Source organism: Rhizobium sp. BR 315, assembly GCF_050577975.1.
Taxonomy (GTDB): domain Bacteria; phylum Pseudomonadota; class Alphaproteobacteria; order Rhizobiales; family Rhizobiaceae; genus Rhizobium; species Rhizobium miluonense.
Genome location: NZ_JARWKZ010000001.1, coordinates 455,320 through 472,849, shown reverse-complemented (window position 1 = coordinate 472,849; position 17,530 = coordinate 455,320). Strand labels below are relative to the sequence as shown.

Genomic DNA, 17,530 nt, shown 5'->3' with positions numbered 1-17,530 from the left:
GCCGAAATTCAGGAGCCTTTGCCGCCGCACTTGCCGGTGGTGACATTGAAGTTGCCGCAGTTCATCGGCATGCGCCAATCCGAGATCAGATCCTTGCTGTCAGGCAGGTAGTTGGACCATTCCTTGCCGACCACCGCAGGGGTCTGCGAAACGACGTCAAATTGGCCGTTTTCCTGCACTTCGCCGATCAGAACGGGCTTGGTGATGTAGTGGTTCGGCATCATGGTAGCGGTGCCGCCGGTGAGGTTCGGTACGGAAACGCCGACGAGCGCGTCGATGACCTTGTCCGGATCGGTTGTACCGGCCTTCTCTACGGCCTTCACCCACATGTTGAAGCCGATATAGGCGGCTTCCATTGGGTCGTTGGTCACGCGCTTGTCATTCTTGGTATAGGCGTGCCACTCCTTGATGAAGGCGGCATTGGCAGGTGTGTCGACGGACTGGAAGTAGTTCCAGGCGGCCAGATGTCCCACAAGCGGCTTGGTGTCGACGCCGGCCAGTTCCTCTTCGCCGACCGAGAAGGCGACGACCGGGATATCCTCGGCCTTGACGCCCTGATTGCCCAGTTCCTTGTAGAAGGGAACGTTAGCGTCGCCGTTGATGGTCGAGACGACAGCCGCCTTCTTCCCGGCTGCGCCGAAAGCCTTGATCTTCGAGACTTCCGTCTGCCAGTCGGAAAAGCCGAATGGCGTGTAGTTGATGATGATGTCTTCGTCCTTGACGCCCTTGGACTTCAGATAGGCTTCGAGAATCTTGTTGGTCGTGCGCGGATAGACATAGTCGGTGCCTTCGAGCACCCAGCGCTGCACGCCTTCGTTCTTCATCAGATAGTCAACGGCGGGGATTGCCTGCTGGTTCGGGGCTGCGCCCGTATAGAAGACGTTGCGCTCGGACTCTTCGCCTTCGAACTGGACGGGATAAAACAGGATCGAATCCAGCTCCTTGAAAACGGGCAGCACGGACTTGCGCGAAACAGAGGTCCAGCAGCCGAACACGGCGGAGACCTTGTCCTTCTGGATCAGTTCGCGGGCCTTTTCGGCAAAGAGCGGCCAGTTGGAAGCCGGGTCAACGACAACGGGCTCAAGTTTCTTGCCGAGAACGCCGCCCTTCTTGTTCTGCTCGTCGATGAGCATCAGCATTGCGTCCTTCAGCGTCGTTTCCGAGATCGCCATGGTGCCGGAAAGCGAATGCAGAACACCGACCTTGATGGTGTCATCGGCTGCGAAAGCGCCGTGGAATGCGGTCGTGGACATGATGGCGCCAAGCAGCGCGCCGGAGACGAGAGTCTTGAATTTCATCCGTAGTTCCCCTCTTTTTATCTGCCGCAACGGCCGGTAAACGAAGATTAACCGTTGCCTTCCGCGACTATCCGGCAGCCCTTGGGGAAACCACATACGTAATATGACGTAGGCGCCGGGGCGAAATGTGCAGCTTTGGGCACCTTCATGCCCTTAAGCGCCGTATCGATCCATGTTACGACATCGCTGGACTGCCGGAATTATTGTGGCAGGACGGTTGAAGGGTAAGCATGGCTGCGCGGCAACGCATCATTCCGGTAAGACGCGAGTATAACCGCTGGGTCGCGAACCAGACGCTGGAAGACTACGCCCTGCGTTTCACCGCCAAGAGCGCACGCCAATTCTCCTCGCAACGCATCTCGCAAACCGCGATCGGCGCAATTTCCTTCCTGGCGCTGGAGGCGATCGGTGGCGCAATCACGCTCTCCTATGGAACAACCAACGCCTTCTACGCCATCATCGTCGCCAGCCTCGTCATGCTGGCAATCGGCCTGCCGATCAGCCGCTATGCCATCCGCCATGGCGTCGACATCGACCTTCTGACGCGCGGCGCGAGCTTCGGCTACATCGGCTCGACCATCACCTCGCTGATCTATGCCAGCTTTACCTTCATGCTGTTTGCGATCGAGGCGTCGATCATGTCCGGGGCCCTGGAACTGACACTCGGCATACCCGTTTGGATCGGCTATATCCTCAGCGCCGTCATGGTGATCCCGCTTGTCACCCACGGCGTCCGCCTCATCAGCCGGTTTCAGCTACTGACGCAGCCATTCTGGATCGTTCTCAACGTCCTGCCGTTCGTCTTCATCGCCTTTGCCGACTGGGGGAAGTTCGATCTCTGGCGCGCCTTTGCCGGCATTCATCACGCAGCCGGCGCGCCGGGCGGCGCCGCACCTTTCGATCTGGTGGAATTCGGTGCCGCTTCCGCCGTCATCCTCGCACTGATGTCCCAGATCGGCGAACAGGCCGACTTCCTGCGCTTCCTGCCGCCGGAAGGCCACCGCAAATGGCGCCATCGCCTGGCCGTCTTCCTTGCCGGGCCGGGATGGGTCATCATCGGCGCGCCGAAGCTGCTGGCCGGCTCCTTCCTCGTCGTTCTGACGCTAACCTCCGGCGTGCCGGTCGATCGCGCCGCCGATCCCGCACAGATGTATCTCACGGCCTTCGGCTACATGATCCCCTGGCACAATGCAGCGCTGTTGTTGATGGCTTCCTTCGTGATGATCTCGCAGCTGAAGATCAACGTCATGAACGCCTATGCCGGCTCGCTTGCCTGGTCGAACTTCTTTTCGCGGCTGACGCACAGCCATCCCGGCCGCGTCATCTGGCTCGTCTTCAACGTCGCCATCGCGCTGCTGCTGATGGAGCTCGGCATCTACCGGCTGCTGGAGGAGACGCTTGGCATCTTCTCGATCATCGCCATGGCCTGGCTCTGCACCATCTCCACCGACCTCTTCATCAACAAACCGCTGGGGCTGGCGCCGCCCGGCATCGAGTTCAAGCGCGCGCATCTCTACGATATCAATCCGGTCGGCCTCGGTGCCATGGCGCTTTCGGCAAGCATCGCCCTCATCGCGCATTTCGGCGCTTTCGGCTCGATCGCAGCATCGCTTGCGCCCTATATCACCCTGATCGTCGCACTCATCGCTTCGCCTGCCATCGCCCTGGCAACCAAAGGCAAATACTATCTTGCCCGCAAGCCGCGGCAGAGCTGGAAGAACCTCAGCACCATCACCTGCTCGATCTGCGAGCATCCGTTCGAGCCGGAGGACATGGCCTGGTGCCCGGCCTATGCCGCGCCGATCTGCTCGCTCTGCTGCTCGCTCGACAGCCGCTGCCACGACATGTGCAAGCCGAAAGCTCGGCTCAATACGCAAATCGCTACGGTCGCAAAGACGCTGCTGCCGGAAAGCATCGTCGCGAGGCTCGCCACCCGCCTCGGTCGCTACGGCATTGCCGTTGCCCTGGCAGTGACCGCCATGGGTGCGATCCTGGCGATGATCGCCCATCAGGTCGGCGCCGGCTCGCCCGAGACTGCTTCCGTGGTCAACCGCACCATCCTGATCGTCTTCTTTGTCTTTGCCGTCATCGCCGGCGTGGCCTGCTGGTTCTATGTGCTCGCCCATGACAGCCGCGTTGTCGCCGAGGAAGAATCCTCGCGCCAGAACACGTTGCTGCTGAAGGAAATTGCCGCCCACAAGAAGACGGACGCCGCCCTGCAGAGCGCCAAGGAAGTGGCCGAGGCGGCAAACCGCGCCAAGAGCCGCTATGTCGTCGGCCTAAGCCACGAATTGCGCACGCCGCTCAATGCCGTGCTCGGCTATGCCCAGATCCTGGAGCGCGACGAGACCATTCCGGCGCCGCGCCAATCCTCGCTGAAGGTCATTCGCCGCAGCGCCGAGCATTTGTCCGGCCTGATCGACGGGCTGCTGGACATATCGAAGATCGAGGCTGGCCGTCTGCAGGTCTATTCCAACGAGATCAACATTCACGACTTCCTCGACCAGATCATCGACATGTTCAATCCGCAGGCGCAAGCGAAAGGGCTGGCCTTCATCCACGAACGCGCCGCCGCCTTGCCCGACTATGTCCGCACCGACGAGAAACGGCTGCGGCAGATCCTCGTCAACCTGCTTTCCAATGCCATCAAATTCACCGATGCCGGCAGCGTCCGCTTCGAGATCGGCTATCGTAATCAGGTCGCCACCTTCACCGTTTCTGACACGGGCCGGGGCATTGCCGAGAAGGATCTTACCCGCATCTACGAGCCCTTCCAACGTGGCGAGGCAGACAGCGTAAGACCCATGCCCGGCCTCGGCCTTGGCCTGACCATCACGCGGCTCCTCACGAACACGCTCGGCGGCGAGATTTCCGTCACCAGTGAGAAGGACAAGGGCTCGACCTTCAGGGTGCGCCTGATGCTGTCGGCAGTGCTTCGCCCGATGAAGCCGCCGCCTCAAGAACAGCGGGTTGTCGGTTATGAAGGCCCTCGTCGCACCGTCGTCGTCGTCGACGACAATGAGGATCATCGCGAGCTGATGCGCGAGGTTCTGTCACCACTCGATTTCATCGTGCTGACCGCCGCCGGCGGCCCCGACTGCCTGACGCTGATCGAAGGCATCAAGCCGGATCTCTTCCTGGTCGATATCTCCATGCCCGGCATGAACGGCTGGCAGCTCGTGTCGCGGCTAAGAGAAAGCGGCCAGAAGGCGCCGATCCTGATGCTGTCGGCCAATATCGGCGACGCCGCTGCAGCGACCGACAGCGACGACAGCCATAACGATGCCATCACCAAGCCGGTCGATATCCGCCAGCTTCGCGACAAGCTTGCGCTGCATCTCGGGATGAAATGGATCTATGCCGACGCCTCCGTCATCGTGGCGCCGAAGCCGCCGCCACCATTGAAGAGCCCGGGTATAGAGCATGTCCACGAACTGATGCGGCTCGGCGAAATCGGTTACATCAGGGGCATCGAGGCCAAGCTTGCGGATCTCGCCAAGCTTGATCAGAACAAACCCTTCACCGACGCTTTGCGTACCCATGTCCAGACCTTCGATCTCGATGGCTTTATGAATGCGCTGCGCATCTTCGACACCGAAAAGGCAGATCAGATTGGCTGAGCCCACCCTTCCCCGCGACATAGTCTTGCTGGTGGACGATTCGCCCGAGGCGCTCGGCTTCCTGACTGATGCGCTCGAGCAATCCGGCTTCTCCGTGCTGATCGCCACGTCGGGAGCGGCCGCGCTGAACATCGTCGAGCGCATCACGCCCGATCTCATCCTGCTCGATGCCGTCATGCCGTCGATGGATGGTTTCGAAACCTGCCGCCGGTTAAAAGCCAATGCGGGCATCGCCCAGATTCCCGTCGTCTTCATGACCGGGCTGACAGAAACCGAGCATGTGGTGCATGCGCTGGAGTCCGGCGGCGTCGACTACCTCACCAAGCCGATCAATGTCGATGAACTGCGCGCCCGCATTCGCGTTCACCTGCGCAATGCCCGCTCCGCCCAGAGCGCGCGAGTGGCGCTCGACGCCGCGGGTCGTCATCTCCTGGCGGTCAAGGGCAATGGCGCGATCCATTGGTCGACGCCGCAGGCAACGCGCCTCATCAACGCCGCCACCGGCAGCGACGACGGCCTGGACCTTGCCTCGAAGCACATCGCGGCCTTCATGTTGGAACGCGAGCGGCTCGGCCCGGCGCGCGACAACATCGTCTCCATCAGCAATGGCGGTCAAGCCGCCCTGCAATTCGCCTTCCTCGGCACCATCGGCCCCGACGAATATCTGTTTCGCCTGACGGCCACCAATCAACGCGCCGACGACGAAATCCTTCGCCAGCATTTCTCGCTGACGCAGCGCGAATCCGAAGTGCTGCTATGGCTCGCGAAGGGCAAGTCGAACCGCGACATCGGCGAAATCCTCGGTCTTTCCGCTCGCACGGTGAACAAGCATCTGGAACAGATCTACGTGAAGCTTGGCGTGGAGAACCGGGCATCGGCAGCCGTGAGGGCCGCACATGTCCTGCATGAAGCTTAGGGGGGAAGTCATGGCCGGGGGCGCTCGTTCGCTGGTTCATACCGATTTTCTTTGAACCACTATGGGATCGTCAGGGTTCGACTCATCCAGTAAGCGCTCCGACGAAGCCCGCGTTCGCGTCCTTGATAGGATGGGAACCGGCGTCCCCAATTTATCATCACAGACAAATGCAATTATCATGATAGGATTTTGAGTGCAGATCGAGACTCATCTGCTCAGGCTCCATCTGCGAGCGGGACCGATCCTCGCTGACGCGGCCGGGATGCGGGGCCCTATGGAGATCGCATCCTGAATGACCGTCAATCGATCTTTTCCAGTCGTGCCCAATGCGCCATCTCGCCCGGAAAGCCCGCGTCGGCGTTACGGCTTGACGGCGCGAATGCCGGCCTGGCGGCAATTGCTTGTGCTGCGACAGCCGGAACGGCACCGCAAAACATCTGCATCAGCATCTGCATGACGACAGCGACGCGATCGTCGGCGATCGAATAGTAGATCTGCCGGGATTCGCGGCGGGTTTGGACGACGCCCGCCTGACGCAGCTCGCCCAGTTGCTGCGATAGCCCCGGTTGCTTCAGCCCCAGATTATCCTGAATCTCGCCGACAGAGCGCTCCTTTTGCGCAATATGGCAAAGCAGTATCAAGCGGCTCGGCGTGCCGAAGAGGCGCATGAAGTCGGCAGCTTCCACGGCCTTGTCCTGCATCGCTTCAAGGGAAAGGGATGTGTCGATCACGCGCGGCGCTCCCGATAATACCAGGATTGGCCCTCGACCAGCTGCTCGGTCTCATCCAGCGAGATTGCCGCCGGTTCGATCAGCGCGTCACCGGGGCGCCATCCCTCCGGCGTCAAGGCACATTCCCGTTCCGACGTCTGCAGCGCCTCCACCAAACGCAGCAACTCCTCGACTGAACGGCCGACATTCATCGGATACCAGACGATAGCGCGGATGATGCCTTCCGGATCAATTGCGTAGGTCGTGCGGACAGTGCCGCTATTTTCGGAAGACGCGTCCAGCATACCGTATGCCTTGGCTATCATCATCGCCGAATCTTCAATCAGTGGAAACGTCACCTTGATGCCGAAGCTGCGCTCGATGTCTCGCAACCACGCGAGATGAGAATAGAGGCTGTCGACCGACAGCCCCAACAGATCGCAATTCAGCTTGGCAAACTTATCCCGAGCCCGCGTGAAGGCGATGAACTCACTGGTGCAGACCGAGGTGAAGTCTGCCGGATGGGAAAAGAACAGAAGCCAGCGCCCCCGATAGCTCGACAGGGAAACTTCGCCAGCCGTCGAGCGCGCGGTAAAGCCCGGAGCTTTATCGTTCAGTCGCAGCCCCGCCGGCACTCCGCCAAGGTTCGAATTCGTTGCATCCATTTCCCGTCCTTTCCGTCGAATAGCTCAGCATGAGCCGTAACGGAGACTTAGTTTCAAGACCATTGAAAATACATAATTGCACATTTACTGTAAATATGTATTTTAAAGACCATGACAGGAGGAAACCATGGCCGACCCCATCCTTGATCCACATCTCTCTCAGGCTTCCGAGATCGTTCGCGGCGCGCTCGGGAATCCGGCGCAATGCGCGGCCGTTCGGTCGTTTTTCGACCCAACGACCTTTACCATCAGCCATGTGGTACGCGATCCCGCCTCAAACGCCTGCGCTATCGTCGACAGCGTGCTCGATTATGACCCCGCCTCTGGTCGAACGAAGAGTGCATCAGCTCGCGAGCTCATTAATTACGTAAAATCGGAAAGTCTTGAAGTGCAGTGGCTGCTTGAGACCCATGCACATGCGGATCACCTGTCCGCAGCGCCGCTACTCCAGGCGGAACTCGGCGGCCAGCTTGCGATCGGCCGAGACATTATTCGCGTGCAGGAAGTGTTCAGTAAGATCTTCAACGCTGGAACCGAGTTCCAGCGGGACGGCAGCCAGTTCGATCAGCTTTTCCAGGACGGTGATCGCTTCAAGATTGGCAATCTGGATGCCGCTGTCCTTCATGTTCCTGGTCACACGCCGGCCTGTCTGGCCTATGTCGTCGGCGATGCCGTATTTCCCGGCGATACGATGTTTATGCCGGACTATGGCACGGCGCGTTGCGATTTTCCGGGCGGTGACGCTCGTGCCCTCTATCGCTCCATCAAGCGGCTGACCCAACTTCCCGATGCGGCACGGATGTTTATGTGTCACGACTACAAGGCGCCGGGCCGGGACGATTATGCCTGGGAGACGACCGTAGCTGCGCAGCGCACCGGCAATATCCATGTCCACGAAGGCGTAACCGAGGATGCATTCGTCAAGATGCGCAATGATCGCGACGCGACGCTGGCAATGCCGAAGCTCATCCTGCCCTCCGTGCAGGTCAACATGCGCGGCGGCAAGCTGCCGCCGGTCGAGGACAACGGCGTCCATTACCTGAAAATTCCAGTCAACGCCTTGTAGCCGCCATGTCTGAACTCAGTTTTATCTGGCCACTTTCCGGTGGCCTTCTCATCGGTCTCTCGGCTGCTCTCTTTCTACTGCTGAACGGCCGCATCGCCGGCATATCCGGCTTGACCGCCTCAGCTTTCGGATGGACAGGCGTCGGCATCAGCCTACTAGGTATCGGCTTTCTCGGCGGGATACTCGCAGGAGCCGCGATCGCGTTCGCCTACATCCGGCATGTCGACCTGACGATCACAGCCTCGCCGGTCCTTCTGATTATTGCCGGCCTGCTCGTGGGTTTTGGCACACGGCTTGGCTCCGGCTGCACCAGTGGTCACGGTGTCTGCGGTCTGGCCCGGTTGTCACAGCGTTCGATTGTTGCAACAATGACATTCATGGCCGTTGCAGCGGCCACAGTCTATGTTACGCGGCATCTGATCGGGGGACTGTCATGAGCGGTCGTATCCTTGTTTCGATCGTCTGCGGCATCCTGTTCGGCGTTGGGCTTGTCGTCTCCGACATGGTCAACCCGGCGCGCGTTCTGGCTTTCCTTGACGTTGCAGGCGCCTGGGATCCTTCGCTTGCCTTCGTCATGGGCGGCGCTCTCATCCCGTCGTCTATCGCTTACGCAATCAAGCGCCACCGCGCGCGACCGACATTCGACACTCAATTTCATGTGCCGACGAGCCGCAGGATCGACAGATCGCTCGTCTCCGGTGCGGTGCTGTTCGGCCTCGGATGGGGATTGGTGGGGTTATGCCCTGGTCCTGCAATTGCATCCCTTGTCACAGGTCGCTGGGAGGCGGTTCTCTTCGCCGCAGCCATGCTCGTGGGCATGTTCGCCTATCGCACCGTGTCGTCTCGGCAAAACGTGCCGCTTCGGGTTCGCTAAAGGAGGAAAGCTCTATGAATATCCGTGGGATCAACGACAGCATCAGCGTCTCGCCGCAGATCAAGCTCCAAGGCAGGCCGATGGCGTAACAGACGGCGCCGATATCACGACGAAGAAAGCGGGCGAAACGAGCCCGGAATTAATGGCATCATCGATCCACCACCCGTCGAGTTTCATCGAAGCTCGGCTCCACAATACACCGCGAAACCGCATGACGAAGCTGTGCAAAGCAGCGAAGGCTTTTGACCCCTGCTCGCGGGCATCGACTTTCCCCGCCTGATTGATAGTCAGCTCACCGCGTCGGAGCGCGAAACACGATGCACCGCAACCTTTACATGCATGCCATGCAACCAGCCGCTTTAATGCGAAAGAATGAATTGAATTCTCACCCGAACAGGCCTCTGAATATCGGCTAGGGGGCATGATGTAAAAGGCGAATCCCTTTCGTCCGGTCCTACAAACCAATGCTGGCGGGCTACCGGTTCGATGCGGCTTATTCTTGTCAACGATGTCTCGGTCATTCGTGGCGGTGCGACAAAAGTGGCGTTGCAATGCATTGATGCGAGCAGACAGGCGGGAATGAACTGCACCATCCTGGTCGGCGATGACGGCGAGGGACTTAAGCCGCGCTTTACGGGCATCCGCACGGTTGCGCTTGGCGAACGGCCTCTTCGCGATGGTCCCACCTTCGCCGACATCTTCGAGAAGAATTATAACAAGCGTGCCTACGAGGCGCTGGACGGTCTGTTGAAGGAAACGGACGAGGAGACCGTGGTGCATGTGCACGGCTGGTCGCAGATTCTGTCGCCGTCGATTTTCTATGCACTCGCCAAACACAGGGCCAAGGTCATCATCACGGCGCATGATTTCTTTCTTACCTGTCCGAACGGCGGGTTGATCAACTTCCAGAGTGGAACGGTCTGCGATGTCCGTCCGCTGTCGGCTGCATGTCTGACGACCAATTGTGACAAGCGAAACTATCTCCACAAGCTCTGGCGCTTCCGCCGCACTCTGACCCAACGTGGCGTCGGCGAGGAGTTCTGGAGCCGCGTCGGTATCGTGCTGGCACATGAGAGCATGGAGGCCCATCTGCATTCAGGCCCGCTGCAACATTTTCTGACTCTGCGCACACCGACCGAGCCGTTAACGCCGGTGCCCGTGGAGGCTTGGCGCAATCACCGCACGGTCTTCTTGGGGCGCATGTGCTGGGAAAAGGGCGTCCACACTCTCGCCGACGCGTTAAATAAGACCGGGCGAACGGCGACGCTGATCGGCCGCGGACCGCTGCTCGACGAAATGCAGCGGGCCTTGCCGCATTGTTGGGTGCCGGGCTGGCTGGCCGACGAAGAGGTGACGGCGCTGGCGGGAGAGGCCCGCGTCTTTGTCATGCCCTCCCGCATGCCCGAACCCTACGGGCTGGTGGCCGCCGAAGCGCTGATGTCCGGCATTCCCGTCATCGTCAGCAGCAACGCGTTGATTGCTGCCGAGATCGAGCAGAACGGCGCGGGATTGGTCTTTAGAAGCGGCGATGCCGGTTCGCTGGCGGAGCGGCTGGCGAGCACGGATGACGACGGATTGATGCGCAAACTTTGCGAAGGCGCGCTCGCGCTTGGTCAGCGGATTGCACCCAGCAAGGCGGAATGGGGCCGGCGCATGGTCGATATCTATCGAGGCAGGAGCGGATTCTTCGCTCATTGATGGGGGCAGTCACATGGCGCGGGCATTGGTAACGGGAGGCTGTGGTTTTGTCGGGCGACATCTGATCAGGCGGCTTTTGGCCGAGGGGTTGGACGTCGTCTGTGTCGATCAACTGGTGCAAGGAACCGGGGCCCGGCACCCCGATCTCTGGCAGCGCTTTCCCCGATCGGGCTTTACGTTTTTCGAGGAAGACTGCCGAGCCTTTTTTGCCCGTCGCCAGGAGCATTTCGACTATGTTTTCCATCTCGCCGCATTGGTCGGAGGCCGCGTGACGCTGGAGGCGCGTACGCTCGACGTCGCCGAGGATCTGGCGGTGGACGCGGAATTGTGGAAATGGGCAGCACGCGCCAAACCCGGCTGTGTCGTGTTCTTCAGCTCCAGCGCAGCTTATCCTGTGTCGCTGCAAACCGTCGCCAACCATCGGCTGCTTTCGGAAGATATGATTTCTTTCGAGGCAGCCATCGGCGTGCCCGATCTTAGCTACGGCTGGGCGAAACTGACAGGCGAATATTTGATGAAGCTCTATGTCGAGCGTTACGGCAATCGGGCGGTCGCCTATCGGCCGTTCAGTGGCTATGGCGAGGATCAGGATCTTGCCTATCCGTTCCCGGCGATCTGTCGTCGTCTGCTTGAAGAAAGAGGCGCTGCGGAAGTCTCCGTCTGGGGTTCCGGCCGGCAATGCCGGGACTTCATCCATGTTGATGATTGCATCGATTTCATTTGGCGAACCAAAGAGCTATTGCCGGATGGCGCGAGCCTCAATCTTTCAACCGGCAGGGCTACGTCCTTTATGGAATTGGCGGGAACCATTGCCCGGCAGATCGGCTGGAATCCTGTCGTGAACGGCCTCTGCGATCGCCCTGAAGGCGTCTTCTATCGCTGCGGCAATACCGATCTGCAGCGCTCCTACGGACTCGCACCACGCATCAGCCTGGAGGAGGGAATTGCACGGATGCTCGATCACCTAAGCAAGGAGCAGGAGCAGTACGCAATCGCTATCTCAACACGTCGCACCCCTGAGCCTTCTCTGAACCACAAACGGCGAAGCTCGTAGCGGATCATTTGATGCTCATTCTCGATTTTCCACACGGCATGTTCAACCGAGCGCCTTGCCAACCACCGTCAGTCTGGGTCGGCATGCGCCGACGTAATAAAGATCGACAGCGGGATTGCGCCGATGGCTGGTACTGTTCGGATCGTCTTGCACCTTCTTGACCGCCCCAATTTGGGTCGAGATCAAGCTGCGGTCGGCTTTGCAGCGGGCGGCCAGCTATGCGTCTCCGCCTTGCGCCGCGAGGCCCAGGCATAGAGCGCGTCATAGATCACGAAGCCATGCCTTAGCACCTCGTGATCGTCTGGCGTCAGGTCCCGCAGCCCCATGGAGATCGCGAGCAGTCCTGCCGATTGCGGCGTGAGGTCATGCCGGTCGGTATCGGCTCCACGAACAATTGCGGCGATCGTCGCGATTGCCGGATCGCTGCCGAGACCGTGTTTCGCGACGAAGGCATCGAAGCTGCATCCCTCGCCCACATGGGTGTATTCGACGTCAGGCACGTCGTACGGAATGGCTCCGGTCTCCTGCGCCACCCTGATCACCTGGTCGGGCGGCACGAACAGGAACTCAGGTTCCTTATCGATGAACCGCGCGATCAACCAGGGGCAAGCGATGCGGTCGATGACCGGGCGTTCGCGAGTAATCCATTTCATGGACTTGTCCTCCTTTAATGGTTTTCAGCAGTTGCGAATGGAACCGTCGGACCGCCGATCGCATGCCAGGCGGCAATTCCGCCGGAGAGCCCCTGCGCGTCCAGGCCTCGGCGGCGCAGCTCGGCAACCGCATCGCCGCTGACCTGGAAACCATAGACGCAGTAGACGACTATCGGCTTGTCCTTGGGCAGTTCGTCGGCCCAGTCGGTGATCGTCTCCGGAGGCAGGACAATCGCGCCCGGCAGCATATCGCTCCGCTTCGGCAGATCCTCGGCGAGACAGACATCAAGCACGACGATGTCTTCCCGCCCCTGAAGGCGCGTCAGCAGATCCTCCGGAGCGACATCCTGAGCGCGCACCGTCGTCTCCACCGGGGTGACATCGGCCAGTCGTTCGGTCGTCCGCCTGAAGCGGCCGGCGACGCGTTCCCAGTGGATGTTCCGCATGAAGGCGTCGACATAGGCGCCCGCCTTGGCCCCGAAATCGAGATGGTAGGCGTGCTCGTACATGTCGAGCGCCAGGATGGGGATGCTGTCGGCTAGGCAATTGGTGTGATCCTGCCCCCATTGGATCATCAAGCGACGATGGCGTTCCGACCAGACCAGCAAGGTCCAGCCTGACCCGCCCGCCTGCGCCTTTGCGCAAGCCGAGAATTTGGAGCGCCACCCGGCGACGCTGCCGAAATCGCGTTCCAGCGCCGTGGCCAGATCTCCGGCCGCATCCCCCGATCCGCCGAGACCGTCGAAGTAGATCTCATGGAGAATGGCGGAGTTCGCCGCGACAAGCTCCTCCCGCTTCAGGCCATTGATGTCGAAGACCGGGGCGGCGCTCCAATCGAGCTCGTCGAGCCGTCGTTCGATCGCATTCAGGCGGCGGACAGCGCCTCCGTAGTTGTTCTCGTAGTGGCTCGCAAGCAGTCGCTCGGAAAGACCATCGAGCCGCGGCGGTTTGAAAGGGAGTGGTATGATCCGGTGCATGGCGCCCTCGCTGTGGTAAGCAGGATTGCCCTAACGCTACGCCTGAATCAAAAATGATACAAGTGTTGCATTTTTAAGTTTTGATGATACGGTTTGCATATGAAAACTGATACAGTACCCGCCGAGCGCCGCTGGTTGCTTTTGATTTATCAACTGCCAAGCAAGCCGGCCTACTTCCGGGTGAAGGTCTGGCGACGCCTGCAGCGCATCGGCGCAGTCGCCGTCAAAAGCACGGTCTACGCACTGCCGGCGAACGTCGAGACACAGGAGGATTTCGAATGGTTGCTGAAGGAGATCGTCGAAGGAGGCGGTGAGGCCATGGTGTGTGAGGCGCGTCTGATCGACGGTCTATCAGATTCCCAGACGCACGCATTGTTCGATGCGGCCCGCGACGAGGACTACGAGGCGATCGCCGCCGAGACGCGGGCGCTTTCTGCGCGACGGGAGGCTGCTGACACAGCCACTGACGAAACCGCAGAGATCCGCTCGCAGACCAATCGTCTGCGCAAGCGCCTCGCCGAGATCGCAGCGATCGATTTCTTCGGAGCGACGGGCCGCCTTTCGGCAGAGAGCTTGATTGCGGAACTCGAGCAAGCGCTCGCAAAGGACAAGGACATGGTCGAAGAACAACCCAAAACGCCATCGCTTGCACCAGCCGATCTGAAGGGGCGCATCTGGGTCACGCGCAAGGGCGTGCATGTCGACCGGATCGCCTGCAGTTGGCTCGTCCGTCGCTTCATCGATCCGGATGCCACGATCCGCTTTGCATCCGGCAAGGGATACGTCCCCAATCCGGGTGAAATTCGCTTCGACATGTTCGAGGGCGAGATCACCCACGAAGGCGATCGCTGCAGCCTTGAGGTCCTTCTCGCCATGGCAGGCATCGCCGATCCCGCGCTGCAGGCGATCGCCGAGATCGTCCACGACATCGATCTGAAGGATGCAAAATTCGGGCGCGAAGAGACGCCCGGCATCGCCAGCCTGATCGCCGGCATCTGCGCCGCCAACCCGCAGGACGAACAACGCATCCTCCATGGCGGACCGGTCTTCGACAACCTTTACCAGTATTTCCGCGCAAGGCGCGGCTGACACAAGGGGGCACCCGCCATGAGCAAGATTGAAAGCCTCCAAGCCACCCCGCCCCCGCACGCTGGCGAGCCGCCTCACGGTATTTCATTTGGCGACGCCGTCCGGGTCTGGGCGCGCGTGGCAGCCCTAAGCTTCGGAGGTCCCGCCGGTCAGATCGCGGTCATGCACCGCATCATCGTCGAGGAGAAGCGCTGGATCGGCGAGAACCGCTTTCTTCAGGCGTTGAACTATTGCCACCTTCTGCCGGGGCCAGAGGCGCAGCAGCTCGCCATCTATATCGGCTGGCTTCTGCACAAGACAAAGGGCGGCTTGGTCGCAGGCATTCTGTTCGTAATTCCCGGTCTTATAGCCATCATGGCGCTGAGCTGGATCTACGCCATTTTCGGCAACGTTGGAGCGGTTCAGGCCCTGTTCTTCGGGCTGAAGGCAGCCGTGCTGGCGATCGTCGCCGAAGCCGTGCTCCGGATCGGCCGGCGCGCCCTGAAGAACAGCGTCCTGAGAGGACTGGCTGCGGCAGCCTTCGTGGCGCTGGCATTCTTCCACATCCCATTCCCGCTGGTCGTTTTTGCCGCCGCCATCATCGGCTACCTCGGCAATCGAGCCGGATGGGCGGCATTCGCACCAGGCGGAAGCCATGCCAAAGTCGGTGGGAAACAGGTCGCCGATGCTGACACCGCCCTTGGCGAGGAAACGCCTGCGCACGCACGGCCCTCGATAGGATGGTCTCTCAAGGTCGCCGGGGTCTGCCTGTTGCTATGGCTCGCCCCTACGCTGATTTTGTGGGCGGTGTTCGGATCCGGAAACATCTTCACGGACATCGGCTTCTTCTTTTCGAAGACGGCCGTCGTGTCGTTCGGTGGCGCCTATGCGGTCCTCTCCTACATAGCGCAGCAGGCCGTCGACCACTACGGTTGGCTGAAACCCGGAGAAATGCTCGATGGCCTCGGCATGGCCGAAACCACGCCGGGACCGTTGATCATGGTCACCCAGTTCGTTGGCTTCATGGGCGCCTATCGCGCACCCGGTTCGCTCAATCCCTTGCTTGCCGCCACGCTCGGCGGATTGCTGACCACTTGGGTGACATTCGTCCCTTGCTTCCTTTGGATCTTTCTCGGTGCGCCGTTCATCGAAAGCCTGAGAAGCAACAAGGCATTGTCGGCAGCGCTTTCAGCCATCACGGCGGCAATCGTCGGGGTGATCCTGAACCTGGCGGCGTGGTTCGCGCTCCACGTTCTGTTTTCTCAAGCATACCCAATCCATGGGTTTGGGATCAGCTTCGACGCGCCAGTCCTGAGTTCCTTGAACATCGCCTCCTTCGTGCTGACGCTCGGTGCGATGATCGCGGTGTTCCGTTTCAAGGTCGGTATGCTCACGGTGCTCGCCGCCTGCTCGACCCTTGGGCTCGTCTATGGCGTCGTCATGGGATGGGTCTAACGATCAAGGGCGGGAAAGCAGTCTCCTCGAACATCAGGAACGATTGAACCTCATGACATCGGCGCAAGGCATCCGCCCCGCCACATATCTGTTTGCGGCGCGGGCGTTACGCGACTTCAGCGATGGCTTCGTGGCAATCCTGTTGCCGGTCTATCTGCTCGCCCTGGGATTCTCGCCATTGCAGGTCGGCGTCATCGCCACGGCGTCCCTCTTCGGCTCGGCACTCCTGACGATCGTCATCGGATTCCTTGGCGCGCGCCACGATCTGCGCAATCTCCTCTTGGCCGCCGCCACTCTGATGGTTGCGACCGGCGTGCTCATGTCCATGATAAGCGATTATGCGCTGCTGCTGGTGGTCGCGTTTGCCGGGACGATCAATCCTTCGGCCGGCAGTGTGAGCATCTTTGTCCCGATCGAGCATGCGGTGCTGGTCCGTGAAACGACCAATGTCGATCGGACGGGAATGTTTGCCCGCTACAGCCTGATCGGAGCACTTGCCAGTGCCGTCGGCGCGCTCGCCGCGGCCCTGCCCGACCTGATGATCCGAGTAGGACTTGTGCAACTGACCGCCATCAAGCTGATGTTCGTGCTGTACGCGATCATCGGCATCCTGGGTGGGCTTCTGTACGCTCGCATACCGCGCCGTCCCGCACGTCAAGAAGCCAGCGGATCGTCCGCACTTGGACCCTCGCGTGGCATCGTGTTGAAACTCGCAGCGCTCTTCAGTCTCGACGCCTTTGCGGGCGGTTTCGCCGTTCAGTCGCTCCTTGCGCTATGGCTGTTCGAGCGATTCAGCCTGTCGCTCTCGCAAGCCGGGATATTTTTCTTCTGGTCGGGCGTGCTGTCGGCATTCTCATTTCCCGTCGCTGCATGGCTGTCGAAACGGGTCGGGCTCATCAACACCATGGTGTTCACCCATATTCCCTCCAGCATTGCCCTGGCGCTCGCTGCATTCGCGCCCACCTTGCCGCTGGCGCTGACCCTGCTTCTTATCCGGGCGGCACTCTCGCAAATGGACGTACCGACGCGCTCATCCTATGTGATGGCGGTCGTGACAGAGGCCGAACGCGCTGCAGCAGCGAGCTTCACGTCCGTGCCGCGAAGCCTCGCCGCGGCTGCAAGCCCCGCTCTGGCAGGCGCACTCTACGCCGCATCTCATCGCTCCTGGCCGCTGCTCATCTGTGCGGTGTTGAAGGTGACCTACGACCTGTTGCTGCTGCTTCAGTTCCGACGACACAAGCCACCCGAAGAGTGCTGAGTTAGCAATAGCGGTAACAGGATCTCAGGAACGAGCTGTCGTGCCTGAGACCGCTTTCGAGCATGCCAAGGTTCGCACCCTGAGGGCTCGCTCCGTCCTGTCGGCGATCTGGGTTACGCTCGGCGAGCCGGTAAAGGAATGAGGCGTTCGGGTGTCTAACCCGCGCCGTGAACCATCTGTCCACGGCGCGAGAACTTCAGCGGTAGAAAAGATATTTG

The 17,530-nt window shown here is 60.5% G+C and carries 15 protein-coding genes; 10 read left to right on the top strand and 5 right to left on the bottom strand.

Features of this window, described 5'->3' with window-relative positions; translation table 11 throughout:
• Nucleotides 1-8 precede the first annotated feature (8 nt).
• Nucleotides 9-1,298, bottom strand: coding sequence for an urea ABC transporter substrate-binding protein (gene urtA, locus QD409_RS02235; RefSeq protein WP_092843886.1), 1,290 nt, complete (start codon nucleotides 1,296-1,298; stop codon nucleotides 9-11).
• 230 nt (nucleotides 1,299-1,528) lie between these two features.
• On the opposite strand from urtA, the gene QD409_RS02230 reads away from it, so the two are divergent.
• Both QD409_RS02230 and QD409_RS02225 read left to right on the top strand, forming a co-directional pair.
• The gene (locus QD409_RS02230) at nucleotides 1,529-4,918 is read left to right on the top strand and encodes a hybrid sensor histidine kinase/response regulator (protein ID WP_430761810.1); all 3,390 of its coding nucleotides are present in this window, start codon (nucleotides 1,529-1,531) and stop codon (nucleotides 4,916-4,918) included.
• Nucleotides 4,911-5,834, top strand: coding sequence for a response regulator transcription factor (locus tag QD409_RS02225; protein WP_092843890.1), 924 nt, complete (start codon nucleotides 4,911-4,913; stop codon nucleotides 5,832-5,834). Before QD409_RS02230 ends, QD409_RS02225 begins: the two co-directional genes overlap by 8 nt.
• A gap of 299 nt (nucleotides 5,835-6,133) precedes the next feature.
• Here QD409_RS02225 and QD409_RS02220 read toward each other — a convergent pair whose 3' ends face one another.
• Both QD409_RS02220 and QD409_RS02215 read right to left on the bottom strand, forming a co-directional pair.
• Nucleotides 6,134-6,565: an ArsR/SmtB family transcription factor gene (locus tag QD409_RS02220; RefSeq protein ID WP_430761809.1), complete on the bottom strand. Its 432-nt coding sequence runs from the start codon at nucleotides 6,563-6,565 to the stop codon at nucleotides 6,134-6,136.
• On the bottom strand, nucleotides 6,562-7,209 hold the full coding sequence (locus tag QD409_RS02215) for a peroxiredoxin (RefSeq protein ID WP_430761808.1): 648 nt from the start codon (nucleotides 7,207-7,209) through the stop codon (nucleotides 6,562-6,564). The genes QD409_RS02220 and QD409_RS02215 overlap by 4 nt, the downstream gene beginning before the upstream one ends.
• A gap of 127 nt (nucleotides 7,210-7,336) precedes the next feature.
• Here QD409_RS02215 and QD409_RS02210 point away from each other — a divergent pair, with 127 nt between their 5' ends.
• The 5 genes from QD409_RS02210 to QD409_RS02190 all read left to right on the top strand — a co-directional run bounded on the left by QD409_RS02210 (nucleotide 7,337) and on the right by QD409_RS02190 (nucleotide 11,901).
• Nucleotides 7,337-8,275 (top strand): MBL fold metallo-hydrolase, encoded by a 939-nt coding sequence (locus tag QD409_RS02210; protein WP_430761807.1) that lies wholly within the window; start codon nucleotides 7,337-7,339, stop codon nucleotides 8,273-8,275.
• Nucleotides 8,276-8,280: 5 nt separating this feature from the next.
• Nucleotides 8,281-8,712, top strand: coding sequence for a YeeE/YedE family protein (locus QD409_RS02205; protein WP_430761806.1), 432 nt, complete (start codon nucleotides 8,281-8,283; stop codon nucleotides 8,710-8,712).
• Nucleotides 8,709-9,149, top strand: a complete 441-nt coding sequence (locus QD409_RS02200) for a DUF6691 family protein (RefSeq protein ID WP_430761805.1) — start codon at nucleotides 8,709-8,711, stop codon at nucleotides 9,147-9,149. Before QD409_RS02205 ends, QD409_RS02200 begins: the two co-directional genes overlap by 4 nt.
• Before the next feature lie 486 nt (nucleotides 9,150-9,635).
• Nucleotides 9,636-10,847, top strand: coding sequence for a glycosyltransferase family 4 protein (locus tag QD409_RS02195; protein ID WP_430761804.1), 1,212 nt, complete (start codon nucleotides 9,636-9,638; stop codon nucleotides 10,845-10,847).
• Nucleotides 10,848-10,860: 13 nt separating this feature from the next.
• A complete protein-coding gene (locus QD409_RS02190; RefSeq protein WP_430761803.1) occupies nucleotides 10,861-11,901 on the top strand; it encodes an NAD-dependent epimerase/dehydratase family protein in 1,041 nt (346 codons plus the stop codon).
• 182 nt (nucleotides 11,902-12,083) lie between these two features.
• On the opposite strand, the gene QD409_RS02185 is transcribed toward QD409_RS02190, so the two are convergent.
• Together QD409_RS02185 and QD409_RS02180 are read right to left on the bottom strand one after the other, a co-directional pair.
• Nucleotides 12,084-12,554, bottom strand: coding sequence for a chromate resistance protein ChrB domain-containing protein (locus QD409_RS02185; protein WP_430761802.1), 471 nt, complete (start codon nucleotides 12,552-12,554; stop codon nucleotides 12,084-12,086).
• Between the two features lie 14 nt (nucleotides 12,555-12,568).
• Nucleotides 12,569-13,531 carry a Fe-Mn family superoxide dismutase gene (locus QD409_RS02180; protein WP_430761801.1) on the bottom strand — a complete coding sequence of 321 codons (963 nt, stop codon included), beginning with the start codon at nucleotides 13,529-13,531 and terminating at the stop codon, nucleotides 12,569-12,571.
• Nucleotides 13,532-13,630: 99 nt separating this feature from the next.
• On the opposite strand from QD409_RS02180, the gene QD409_RS02175 reads away from it, so the two are divergent.
• The 3 genes from QD409_RS02175 to QD409_RS02165 are packed head-to-tail and all read left to right on the top strand — an operon-like array spanning nucleotide 13,631 to nucleotide 17,312.
• Nucleotides 13,631-14,620, top strand: coding sequence for a chromate resistance protein ChrB domain-containing protein (locus QD409_RS02175; protein ID WP_430761800.1), 990 nt, complete (start codon nucleotides 13,631-13,633; stop codon nucleotides 14,618-14,620).
• 18 nt (nucleotides 14,621-14,638) lie between these two features.
• Complete coding sequence (chrA, locus tag QD409_RS02170) at nucleotides 14,639-16,054, top strand: chromate efflux transporter (RefSeq protein ID WP_430761799.1); 1,416 nt, start codon at nucleotides 14,639-14,641, stop codon at nucleotides 16,052-16,054.
• 52 nt (nucleotides 16,055-16,106) lie between these two features.
• Entirely contained in the window at nucleotides 16,107-17,312 is a 1,206-nt protein-coding gene (locus QD409_RS02165; protein ID WP_430761798.1) for an MFS transporter, read from the top strand.
• The last annotated feature ends 218 nt before the right edge of the window (nucleotides 17,313-17,530 follow it).